Here is a 10850-nt window from a genome sequence, read left to right as displayed (position 1 = left end):
GTCCTTGGGTGAGCGCTTCTTGAGCCCCTCGGCACCGCCAGCAAGGAATTGATCCCGCCAGCGGGTCAGGGCGGCGGCGGTCACGCCAAGTTCACGGCTCAAAATCTCGATGTCCTCACCACGCAGTAGCCTGAGCACAGCCTCGGTCTTGTGCTTGGCCCAGAACCTCTTGGGCGGCTTGCGTGCCTCATCCCCGGTTCCGGTCGGCCTATGGCCTCCCTCCACCGGGGAGGAGGCTCCTCTGCCCCTCATTCCATCCTTCGTCATCGAACACCTCCTGGGGATCTCTTACTCCCAATTCGGTGTCCAAGAAAACCGTACACCGCCCCAGTCCCGATATACCGCTGCACCTCCTCCTCCCATACCCACACCCCTCTCACCTTCCCGCACCGAAACGCTGGAATCTTGCCTTCATTGATCAAATTATAAAAGTGGCTCTTGGAGCAGTTCAGGATCTCGTAGGCCTGCTTCCAGTTCAGTTTGCGTCCCTTGGTCTTGTCCACGGTCATCTCCTTTGATTGAACCAGTCCGGGCGGGCTCCAGAGCCGGGCAGGAGTGCGGGGCAGGGCTGCCCCGTGCAGGCCCAGGCAGCCTGTTTGGCTTTAGGCGCCGGGCGCTTCCAGTTGCACAGGTCCAGCTCGTGGGCCGCGACCAGGGCCATGACCTCGCAGTCCCAGAAGTGGTTGTCCTTGCCCTCGGGGCAAAGCCAGCAGAGCTTCTTGTCGTCGAGGTATTCGGCGGTCATCTCGCGGGCGTAGTCATCGATGACTCCCACGTGCTGGCGGGAGGCGCCGGTGACGCCCGCGCCAACGTGGCCGACCTGCGCGCCATGGGCCTGACCTGCGTGCCCCTGGCCGAGCTGCCCGCCGCGCTGGAGGGGGAGGCCGCAGGCGGCGGCGGGAGAGGACACGCCGCAGCAAACCGGTGGGCCACGTGCATGCGCATCCGCGCGCCGGGCCTGGACAGCCCCTGCACGGCCTGAAGACCAGGCGGTTCGGCGGATGCAGGCCCGGCGCAGCCCGGCCCCGGGCAGGCGCAACCACACACCCCGCCCTCTCCAGCGGCCAGCGCCCGCTCAGCGCGCCCCGGGCCAGGGGCCTGCGTGGCGCAAGGCCTTGTCCTCCCCCGGCACCGACGCTCCAAAAGACGTATCGCTCCGCGTGCCCAGGGCACCAGGATGCAAAAGCGTATTATCCCATAACGTATCGGCGCGATATTTCGCATTCATGGTTGCAGAAAACTTTTCCGTGGGCTATGACGCCCCGGAAGCGGGCTGCGCCGAAGCCAGCGCCAAGCAAAACAGGAAAGGAAAATGATCGTGACCGCGACCAGCAAAAGAATCGTCATGCCGGAAATCCCGGCCACACCGTTTGCGGAGCCCCCTGCACCAGCACTGTAGAACGGCGTATTGACGTTGCATGCAAAAGGGGGCGCTCGGGCGCCCCTTCTTTTTTGCTCCCGGGCCGCCTGGCCATGGCAACCACCGGAAAACGCACACGCGACACCAGGAGAAGACCCATGCTCGATATCGCATCCAAATCCACCACGGCACTGCGGCCCACGGACATTCTCTTCCAGACCGCCTACTGGGCGCAGGTCAAGGCGCGCCTGGGCCTGCGGACCCTGGCCTTCGACCTGCTCAGCGCCGGGCCGTGGGACGATGTGCTGGTGCTGCTGCGCCGCTGGGGCGGGCGGACCATCGCCCTGGTGCCCCAGGGGCCGGAGTACGCCCCGCCCGAGGACCAGCGCGGCCCCTTCCTGGAGCGCTTTTCCCTGGCCCTGGCCAAGCGCCTCGGCCCCGAGGTGGCCTTCATCCGCTACGACCTGCCCTGGGCCTCGCCCTACGCCGAGGCCATGCGCCAGGGCGGCTGGAGCGCCTTCCCCGAGGCCCGCGTGCGCGAGATGCGCATGAACATGGGCGCGCAGCACTGGAACCTGCGAAAATCCTTCGAGGATTTGACCGTGGCCAGCTCGCTGGTGGTGGACCTTCGCGGCAGCGAGGAGGACCTGCTCGCGGCCATGAAGCCCAAGACGCGCTACAATATCGGCCTGGCCCGGCGCAAGGGCGTCACGGTCCAGCTCGGCAGCGCGGACAACCTGCCGGATTTCCACGCGCTCTATCAGCAGACCGCGCGGCGCGGCGGCTTCACGCCCTGCGGCCAGCGCCATTTCGCGGCCATGTTCCAGAGCCTGCTGGCGGCCACGGGGCGCACGGAGCTGCTCTTCCTCCTGGCCCGCCACGGCGCGGACATCCTCGCAGGGGCCATCGTCGGCATCTCGCAGGGCGTGGCGCATTTCCTCTACGGCGCCTCGGCCGACGCCAAGCGCCAGCTCATGGCCCCGAGCCTGATGCACTGGGAGGCCATGCGCCTGGCCAGGCAACGCGGCTGCCGCAGCTACGAGATGGGCGCCGTCTCCCCCTCCGACGACCCGGCCCACCCCTTCCACGGCCTCTACCGCTTCAAGACGGGCTTCGGCGGGCACATCGAATACCGCAGCGGCTCCTGGGACTATCCCCTGGACCACGACGCCTACCGCGACTTTTGCACCGCCGAAAAACTCGCACGGCTGGACGCAGGCTGAGGCCGCCGGTCAGCCACGGAGGAAGACGCGCGCCGGAAAGGAAAAGGCACAGCGGTGCGTGCCAGAGCAGCAGGAGGAGGGCAAAAGAAACAGCGGTCTCCGGCATCGCTACCGTAAACCGCTGCAAATATGGCGGGCAATACAGGACTCGAACCTGTGGCCTTTGGCTCCGGAGGCCAACGCTCTATCCACCTGAGCTAATTGCCCGCTTGAGGGATGAGTACCTATGACGGGGCGGGGGCGTTGTCAAGGGCTGATTGCGGCGGTGGGCGGGCGCGGGGCACGGCGTCCTTGGCCGCCCGCGCCCGCCGCTCCCCATCGCGCCCCCTTCGCGCCCCCTTCGCGCCTTGTCATCCCCGCCCGCCAAGGCTATCGTCCGGGGATCACAAGGAGCTCCCGTGACCGAAACCCGACGCATCGTGCTGGCCGTCAGCGGCGCCAGCGGAATGCCCTACGCCCTGACCCTGGCCCGGGCCCTGGCCGCCGCCCCCGGCGTGCAGACGCATCTCATCGTTTCCGACGCCGCGCGGGTGGTGCTGGCCCGCGAGTCCGACGCCACGCCGGACGACCTCGCCGCCCTGGCCCACGCGACCCACGCCGCCGCCGACTTCGCCGCCCCGCCCTCCAGCGGCTCCTGGCGCCACGCGGGCATGGTCGTGTGCCCCTGCTCCATGGCCACCCTGGCGGCCATCGCCAGCGGCGCAGGCACCAACCTCATCCACCGCGCCGCCGACGTGACCCTCAAGGAGCGCCGCCCCCTGGTACTGGTCACCCGCGAAACCCCGCTCTCGCGCATCCACCTCGAAAACATGCTGCGCGCCACCGACGCCGGGGCGACCATCCTCCCGGCCAGCCCCGGCTTCTACCACCGGCCCGCCAGCGTGCAGGACCTGGCCGACCAGCTCTGCGGGCGCATCCTGGACACCCTGGGCATCGCCCACAGCCTGTCGCGTCCCTGGGAAGGCTGACCCCCGCCCGTGCGCAACCCCGCCTCCCCCCTCGGCGCCCCGGCCCCCCGGCGGCGCGCGCCGCGCCTGTGGGCCGCCCCGGCCCTGGCCCTGCTGCTGGCCCTGGCCCTGCCCGCCGCCGCGCCCGCCCGCCAGGGTGCGCCCGAAGCCGTGCCCGGCCTGCGCGCCAGCCTGGAGCGCACCGTCCACGAGCTGGCCGTGGGCATCGGCCCGCGCCACCAGGGCGCCCCCCGGGCCTACGCTCGCGCCGCCCGGCGCATCACCGCCCTGCTCGAGCGCTGGGGCGTGCCCTACGAAACCTTCCCCGTGCCCGCCGCGCCCGCCGCGCCGCCCGTCATCATCGCCCACCCCGGCGGCCCGGCCCCCGCGCCCGCCCAGCCGGTCCTGGACATGGCGCCGCCCCCGCCGCTGCCGCCATTGCTGCTGGGCACGCACTACGACACCGTGCCCGGCAGCCCCGGCGCGGCGGACAACGCCTCCGGCGTGGCCATCCTCCTGGAGACCGCGCGCCTGCTGCACCGCCCGCCGCGCGCCAAGGCAGGCCCCGCGCCCCAGCCTCCGCCGCCCGGCGCCGTGTGCGTCGCCTTCTTCCCCAACGAGGAGGAGTCCCATTTCCTGACGCCCGCCAGCGGCAGCGTGGCCTACGCGGCCCTGCTGGCCGCCCGGGGCCTGCCCCCGGGCCGCGTGGTGGCCGTGGACTGCGTGGGCCTGGGCCCCCGGGCCCAGGCCACGGGCATCCTCGCCGCGCTTTTCGGCCCCGGCGTGGCCGTGGGCGCGCGCGAAGCCTCCGCCCCCCTGGCCCGCGACCTCGCTGCCGCCCTGGCCGCGCGCCAGCCCGTGGACACCGTGGTCACCGACTCCGGCGGCGCCTGGATCGACCGCTCGGACCACGCGGCCTTCATCCCCCACGGCTGGCAGGGCGCGCTGCTGACCTCGCCGGGCGTGGCCCTGGCCGCCTGCGTCCACGCCCCCTGCGACACCCCCGCCAATCTCGATTTCCAGATCCTCGAAAATGCGGTACTCGGACTTGTGGACTTCGCCGCGCGCGGCCCGCGCGGCCCGCGCCCCCCGGCGCCCGCCCCCGGCCCCTGAACACCCCGGCACCACCCGCCGCCAGCCCCCAAGGAGGCCCCCATGCCCAACATCCTGACCTGGTACGGCCACTCCAACTTCCGCATCGACACCGGCTCGGCCACCCTCCTCGTGGACCCGTTCTTCGAGGGCAACCCCACCGCCCCCGTGGGCGCCGCCAGCGTCACCGCCTGCGACGCCGTGCTCGTCACCCACGACCACGGCGACCACGTCGGCTCCGCCGTGGACATCTGCACCCGCACCGGCGCCACCCTGGTGGCCATCGTCGGCACCGCCGCCCGGCTCCGGCAGGCGGGCGTGCCCGCCGCGCAGATCATCGGCGGCATCGGCATGAACATCGGCGGCAGCACCGAAATCGCCGGGGTGCGCGTCACCATGACCCAGGCCTTCCACTCCTCCGAAAGCGGCGCGCCCACCGGCTACATCCTGACCCTGCCCGGCGGCTACACCATCTACCACGCGGGCGACACCGGCATCTTCGCCTCCATGGCCCTCTGGGGCCAGCTCCACGCCATCGACCTCGCCCTGCTGCCCATCGGCGGCTTCTTCACCATGGACCCGCGCCAGGCCGCCCTGGCCTGCCAGCTGCTGCGCTGCAAGGCCGTGCTGCCCATGCACTGGGGCACCTTCCCCGTGCTGGAAAAAAACACCGCCGCCTTCACCGCCGCCCTGGCCGAATTCGCCCCGGGCACCCGCCTCGTCCAGACCGCCATCGGCCAGCCCCTGGCCCTGCCCCCGGCCTGAGGCCGCCGTGCGGCGTGCCGCGCGCCGCGCTGCCGGGGCGCTGCCCCGGACCCCGCCAGGGGGCGCTGCCCCCTGGACCCCCGCAAGGGGCCGGGGGCCCCTTGACCCCGCACGCCGAACCGGGCCGCGCGGCGAAGCGCCGCGCGGCCCGGTTCGGGGGCCTTCCGGAAAACCCGTTCTGCATGATTTCGGGCAGGCAAGACCGTAAGCGCAGGGCCGTTCTTGATGACGGACGCGGCGCGGCCCGCGGCCCAGCCCGCCCGCAGTACCCGGATGTCCCCTCCCACTCCCTCGCGGCCCTGCGCCGCCCTGCGTCAGCCCCGGTCCACTGCGCCGCCGCCCAGGCTGCGCAGGGCGGCGAGGATGCGGGCGGCGCGGGTTTTGCCCAGGCCGGGGATGGCGCGCAGGGCGTCCAGGTCGGCGGCGCGCATGGCCTCCAGGGAGCCGAAGGCGTCCCAGAGCAGACGGGCGGTCTTGGGGCCAATGCCCTCCAGGCTTTCCAGCTCGCTGGCCAGCAGGGCCTGGCCCCGGCTGCGGCGCTGGCGGCCGATGACGAAGCGGTGGGCCTCGTCACGCACGCGCTGGAGAAAAAGCAGCTCGGGGCTGCCGGGGCGCAGGGGCAGCGGGTTGCTGCGCCCGGGCAGGAAGATGCGGTCGTCCAGGGCTCCGGCGCGGCGGTCGGGGCCCGCGCCCGGGGCGCCCGTGGCCTTGGCGATGCCCGCCACGGGGAAGGCCCCGGCGGCTCCGGCGGCCTCCAGGGCCCCCATCACGGCTCCCACCTGCCCGCGCCCGCCGTCCACCAGCAGCAGGTCCGGCCAGGGTGGCCCGACCTGGGCCCGGCGCGTGGCCCAGGCAGCCAGGGCGGCGTAGTCGTCGCCGCTGCCTTCCAGGTCGGCGAAGGTGAAGGTGCGGTACTGGTCCTTGCGCGGGGCGCCGTCCTCGAAAACCACGAGCCCGGCGCGCATCCCGCGCCCGCCCAGGTGCGACACGTCCACGCATTCCACGCGCGCGGGCGGGGCGGGCAGGCGCAGGGCGCGGGCCAGGCGCTCGGGCAGTGGCTCCTGGCCGGGGGTCTCGCTGCGGGCCTGGGCGGCGTTGGCGCGGGCGATCTCCAAAAGCTGCTTCTCGGGGCCGCTGGCGGCGGTGCTCAGGCGCACGGGCCCGCCCCGGCGCTCGGCCAGGGCCTCGGCCACGGCCCCGGCGTCCTCCGGGGCCCAGGGCAGCAGGATGCGCTCGGGGATGAGCCGCGTGGCCCAGTAGAACTGGGTCAGGAATCCGGCCACGGCCTCGGGGGCGTCGTCCAGGCCCAGGCCGGGCCAGTGGAAGGTGCGGCTGTCCAGCAGGCGGCCCTGGCGCACGAAGAGCACGGCCAGCCCGAGGCCCCCGGCGGCCTCGGCCACAGCCAGGGCGTCCAGGCTCACGCCCTCGCGCAGCACCACGGCCTGGCGCTCCACGGTGGTCTCGATGGCCCGGATCTGGTCGCGCAGTTCGGCGGCCCGCTCGTATTCCTGGCGCTGCGCATGGTCGCGCATCTCCTTGCGCAGGCTGGCCAGCAACTCCCCGGCGCGGCCCGCGAGCACCAGCTCCACCCGGCGGACCACCGCGGCGTAGTCCTGGGGCGCAACGTCCAGCACGCAGGGCGCCAGACACTGGTTCATATGATAATACAGGCAGGGCCGCACGCGGTTGGCGAAGGCGCGGTCGGAGCACTTGCGCAGGGGAAAGACGGTCTGCAGGAGCTTCCAGGTCTGGCGGGCGGCCAGGGCCGAGGTGAAGGGCCCGTAGTAGACGCTGCCGTCGCGCACGACCTTGCGGGTCATCATCAGGCGCGGGTAGGCCTCGGCGCGCGTGAGGCGGAACAGCGCGTACGACTTGTCGTCGCGCAGCACGATGTTGTAGCGCGGGCGGTGTTTCTTGATCAGGCTGGCCTCGAGGAGCAGGGCCTCCTTCTCGGTGGCGGTGGAGATGGTCTCCACGGCGGCGATGCGCGCGACCATGAGCCGCGTCTTGGGCGTGTGGCGCTCCTGCCCGCGGAAGTACGAGGTCAGGCGGCGCACCAGGCTCTTGGCTTTGCCCACATAGATGATGCGCCCGCGCGCGTCCTTCATGAGATAGACGCCCGGGCCCCGGGGATGGTCGGCGGGGTCGAAGGCATAGCCGGGGGCGGTGTCGTGCTGCTCGCTCATGGGTGGGGATGATGCGCCAAAGCCGGGGCGCGGTCAAAGCACGGGGCGGCGGCGGCGCGGGTCTGGAATTTTTTTAGACTTTCCTGGTGTGGCGGAGCGGGGAAAGGCCATGAAAATTAAACGAGCAACAACAATAGCTTATAACAAACAAAACACCCGGAACGAGGGGGTTCAACAATTTTTACGGTAAAAAATCTTATACACTCGTCAAAAAAACGCCGACTTTCCCCTTGCAACCCGGCCCGGAAGGCGATAGTCACGAACCTGAGCCTGCGCAAGCGGCTCGGCGTCTGGCAGTGGTCATCCAACCCAAACGAAGGAAGGAAAGGACAATGAAACGCATTCTTACCCTGGCTCTGGTGGCCTGCTTCGTGCTGTCCGCCGGCCTCGTCTCCGCCAAGGAGATGCAGTTCACCGGGCAGTTCGAGCACACCCTCGAGTGGACCGACAACGTTGGCCTGCAGGATTCCGACAAGGCTGGCGTCTCCGAGGACGACTTCAACGCCCTGCAGCGCGTGCGCATGTACTTCCAGTACGTGGACAGCGAAGTGCTGCGCGCCGTGGTCGGCTTCGAGATGGACAACGTCTGGGGCCGTCCGGCTAACGCCAACTTCGGTACCGACACCATGAACGTCGAAGTGAAGCACGCCTACACCGACTTCAACGTCGGCGGCGTGGGCTTCCGCGTCGGCCTCCAGGGCCTGACCTGGCCCTCCGCCGTGGCCGGCAACCCGATCTTCGACAACGACGTCGCCGGTATCGTCGGCTCTTACGCCTTCAACGACAACTTCGCCCTGACCGCCGGCTGGGCCCGCCTGGTGGACGCCAACGCCTCCGACGCCGTGGGCACCAACAGCGGCCTGAACGACGAAGTGGACGCCTTCACCGTCATCGCCCCCATCACCATGGACGGCTGGTCCCTCAGCCCCTACGTGATCTACGCGAAGTATGGCAAGGACATCGCTCAGCTGACCTCCCTGTCCTCCGCCAACGCCACCGGTCTGACCGACGACCTGGACATCTGGTGGGCCGGCGGCGCCTTCTCCCTGACCATGTTCGACCCGTTCGTCTTCGGCGCCGACCTGATCTACGGCTCCGTGGACGGCGACAAGGCCAACCAGAACGACATGGCCGGCTGGTTCTTCGCCGCCATCGCCACCTACAAGATGGAGATGGTCACCCCGTCTCTGGCCTTCATGTACGGCACCGGCGAGGATGACGACTGGACCGACGGTTCCGAAGTCATGCCCACCCTGGCCAACGGCGGCGCCACCAACGGCGGCTTCAACCTGACCCACTTCGGCTTCGACGGCGCTGCCTGGACCGAGTCCGGCGGCATCCTCGGCGGCCGTACCGACTACTGGGCTCTGGCTCTGATCGTCGACGACATCACCTTCGTGGAGAACCTGACCCACAAGCTGACCATCGCCTACGGCGGCGGCACCTCCGACTCCGACCTGGTGAAGAAGAACCCCGCCCTGGGCAACCTGCCCATCCTGACCGACGAGGACAGCTTCTGGGAAGTGAACTTCGACTCCACCTACCAGATCTACGAGAACCTGTCCCTGGCCGGCAAGTTCGGCTACGTCTCCGTCGACCGCGACAGCGACGTGTGGGGCAGCGCCCTGTCCGACCTGGACGACGCCTACAAGTTCACCGTCATCCTGCGCTACAACTTCTAGTTGTGGCATGACCACCTGCTGACGCCCACCACCACGGGCCGGGACCTTCGGGTCCCGGCCCATTTTTTTCCACCATGCCCCGGCGCGACACGGCGCACGGGCCGGGGCTGCCGCCCGGGCCCGGCGCCACGGCTCGACTTTTGGGCCGCGCTCCTCTATACAACCCGCACCGGGCCCGCGCCCGCAGCATCCCCCAGCAAGGAGACCCGCCCATGCCCTGCCGCGACCTGGCCTACTCCGGCCCCGAGTCCTGGCCCGCCATCAAGGACTGGCTCGCCCCGCGCGCCGAGCCCGGCGCCGCAGTGGACGACGCCGTGGCCGCCATCCTGGCCGACGTGCGCGCGCGCGGCGACGAAGCCCTGGCCGACTACGGGCGGCGCTTCGACTGCCAGACCCTGACCACCGCCGCCCTGCGCGTGCCCGCCGCCGAGATCGCCGCCGCCCGCGCCCAGGTCAGCCCCCAGGACATGGACATCCTCACCGAGGCCGCCGCCAACATCCGCGCCTTCCACGAAGGCCAGCGCGAGAACTCCTGGTGGACCACCCGCGCCGACGGCACCATCCTCGGGCAGCTGGTGCGCCCGGTGGACCGCGTGGGCCTCTACGTGCCCGGCGGGCAGGCCGGGCAGACCCCGCTGGTCTCCAGCCTGCTGATGAACGCCATCCCGGCCCAGGTGGCCGGGGTGGGCTCCCTCTGCGTGGCCTCGCCCCCGCGCCCCGACGGCAGCCTGGACCCCGTGCTGCTGGCCACGGCCGCGCTGCTGGGCATCGACGAGGTGGTGCGCATGGGCAGCGCCTGGGCCGTGGCGGCCCTGGCCTACGGCACGGCCACGGTGGCCCCGGTGGACGTCATCGCCGGGCCGGGTAACATCTACGTGACCACGGCCAAGCGCCTGCTCATGGGCCGCGTGGGCATCGACATGATCGCCGGGCCCAGCGAGATCGCCATCATCGCCGACGCCAGCGCCAACCCGGGCTGGCTGGCGGCGGACATGCTCTCCCAGGCCGAGCACGACCCCCTGGCCTCGGCCATCCTGGCCACGCCCGACGCGGCCCTGGCCCGGGCCGTGCGCGCCGAGCTTGCGCGCCAGACGGCCCTGCTGCCCCGCGCGGACATCGCCGCCCGCGCCCTGGCCGCCTGGGGCGCGACCATCCTGACGCCCGACCTGGACGCCGCCCTGGACCTGGTGAACCACCTGGCCCCCGAGCACCTGGAGCTGGCCGTGGCCGACCCCTGGGCGCTGGTGGGCCGCGTGCGCCACGCCGGGGCCATCTTCATGGGCCACACCAGCCCCGAGCCCGTGGGCGACTATTTCGCCGGGCCGAACCATGTGCTGCCGACCCTGTCCACGGCGCGCTTCTCCTCGGCCCTGTCGGTGCAGACGTTCATCAAGAAATCCAGCGTGGTAGCCACCAGCCCGACCTTCACCGCCGCCAACGCGCCCAAGATCGCGCGCCTGGCGCGCATGGAGGGCCTGGAAGCCCACGCCCGGTCCGTGGAGGCCCGCCGGGGCTAGCCCCGGCCCTGCGGCCCGCCCCCCGTGCCCGGGAGCGGGCCCGGGCCGCCGCTTCCCGCGCCTCTTCCAATGGGCGCG

11 protein-coding genes and 1 tRNA gene are annotated in these 10850 nt (G+C 71.3%); 7 read left to right on the top strand and 5 right to left on the bottom strand.

Going from position 1 to position 10850, the window contains the following annotated elements; all coding sequences use genetic code 11:
- The 3 genes from G495_RS22730 to G495_RS20825 form a co-directional block, all read right to left on the bottom strand.
- Window positions 1-267: helix-turn-helix domain-containing protein (locus G495_RS22730; RefSeq protein WP_156939550.1), on the bottom strand; the 267-nt coding region annotated here is incomplete at its 3' end.
- Window positions 264-503: a helix-turn-helix transcriptional regulator gene (locus tag G495_RS20830; protein ID WP_425387589.1), complete on the bottom strand. Its 240-nt coding sequence runs from the start codon at window positions 501-503 to the stop codon at window positions 264-266. The genes G495_RS20830 and G495_RS22730, both read right to left, overlap by 4 nt.
- Window positions 504-505: 2 nt before the next feature.
- Window positions 506-775 (bottom strand): terminase gpA endonuclease subunit, encoded by a 270-nt coding sequence (locus G495_RS20825; protein WP_084457792.1) that lies wholly within the window; start codon window positions 773-775, stop codon window positions 506-508.
- Here G495_RS20825 and G495_RS0102930 point away from each other — a divergent pair, their 5' ends adjacent.
- Both G495_RS0102930 and G495_RS0102925 read left to right on the top strand, forming a co-directional pair.
- Window positions 776-982, top strand: coding sequence for a hypothetical protein (locus G495_RS0102930; protein ID WP_028586581.1), 207 nt, complete (start codon window positions 776-778; stop codon window positions 980-982). It abuts the gene before it with no gap.
- A 536-nt stretch (window positions 983-1518) separates the two neighbouring features.
- Window positions 1519-2583: a lipid II:glycine glycyltransferase FemX gene (locus G495_RS0102925; protein ID WP_028586580.1), complete on the top strand. Its 1065-nt coding sequence runs from the start codon at window positions 1519-1521 to the stop codon at window positions 2581-2583.
- 130 nt (window positions 2584-2713) lie between these two features.
- On the opposite strand, the gene G495_RS0102920 is transcribed toward G495_RS0102925, so the two are convergent.
- Window positions 2714-2790 (bottom strand) — tRNA-Arg (locus G495_RS0102920).
- Window positions 2791-2981: 191 nt separating this feature from the next.
- On the opposite strand from G495_RS0102920, the gene G495_RS0102915 reads away from it, so the two are divergent.
- The 3 genes from G495_RS0102915 to G495_RS0102905 are packed head-to-tail and all read left to right on the top strand — an operon-like array spanning window position 2982 to window position 5387.
- Window positions 2982-3551, top strand: coding sequence for a UbiX family flavin prenyltransferase (locus G495_RS0102915; protein ID WP_028586579.1), 570 nt, complete (start codon window positions 2982-2984; stop codon window positions 3549-3551).
- Between the two features lie 9 nt (window positions 3552-3560).
- On the top strand, window positions 3561-4643 hold the full coding sequence (locus tag G495_RS20135; RefSeq protein ID WP_028586578.1) for a M28 family peptidase: 1083 nt from the start codon (window positions 3561-3563) through the stop codon (window positions 4641-4643).
- Between the two features lie 42 nt (window positions 4644-4685).
- The gene (locus G495_RS0102905) at window positions 4686-5387 is read left to right on the top strand and encodes a metal-dependent hydrolase (protein WP_028586577.1); all 702 of its coding nucleotides are present in this window, start codon (window positions 4686-4688) and stop codon (window positions 5385-5387) included.
- A 314-nt stretch (window positions 5388-5701) separates the two neighbouring features.
- Here the strand turns inward: G495_RS0102905 and uvrC are convergent, their stop codons facing one another.
- Window positions 5702-7573 (bottom strand): excinuclease ABC subunit UvrC, encoded by a 1872-nt coding sequence (gene uvrC, locus G495_RS0102900; protein ID WP_028586576.1) that lies wholly within the window; start codon window positions 7571-7573, stop codon window positions 5702-5704.
- 332 nt (window positions 7574-7905) lie between these two features.
- Here uvrC and G495_RS0102895 point away from each other — a divergent pair, with 332 nt between their 5' ends.
- Together G495_RS0102895 and hisD are read left to right on the top strand one after the other, a co-directional pair.
- Window positions 7906-9255, top strand: a complete 1350-nt coding sequence (locus G495_RS0102895; protein WP_028586575.1) for an outer membrane homotrimeric porin — start codon at window positions 7906-7908, stop codon at window positions 9253-9255.
- Window positions 9256-9467: 212 nt separating this feature from the next.
- A complete protein-coding gene (hisD, locus tag G495_RS0102890) occupies window positions 9468-10772 on the top strand; it encodes a histidinol dehydrogenase (RefSeq protein ID WP_028586574.1) in 1305 nt (434 codons plus the stop codon).
- The last annotated feature ends 78 nt before the right edge of the window (window positions 10773-10850 follow it).

It is taken from the genome of Desulfocurvus vexinensis DSM 17965, from assembly GCF_000519125.1.
In the GTDB taxonomy this organism is placed as follows: Bacteria; Desulfobacterota; Desulfovibrionia; order Desulfovibrionales; family Desulfovibrionaceae; genus Desulfocurvus; species Desulfocurvus vexinensis.
The sequence above is the reverse complement of the archived record's forward strand: the minus strand, read 5'-3'. Positions and strand labels throughout refer to the sequence as shown.

Excerpts from the sequence above, each read along its gene's own strand:
- G495_RS0102895 (WP_028586575.1), top strand. The coding sequence starts at position 7,906 with ATGAAACGCATTCTTACCCTGGCTCTGGTGGCCTGCTTCGTGCTGTCC.
- G495_RS0102905 (WP_028586577.1), top strand. The coding sequence starts at position 4,686 with ATGCCCAACATCCTGACCTGGTACGGCCACTCCAACTTCCGCATCGAC.
- hisD (WP_028586574.1), top strand. The coding sequence starts at position 9,468 with ATGCCCTGCCGCGACCTGGCCTACTCCGGCCCCGAGTCCTGGCCCGCC.
- uvrC (WP_028586576.1), bottom strand. The coding sequence starts at position 7,573 with ATGAGCGAGCAGCACGACACCGCCCCCGGCTATGCCTTCGACCCCGCC.
- G495_RS0102925 (WP_028586580.1), top strand. The coding sequence starts at position 1,519 with ATGCTCGATATCGCATCCAAATCCACCACGGCACTGCGGCCCACGGAC.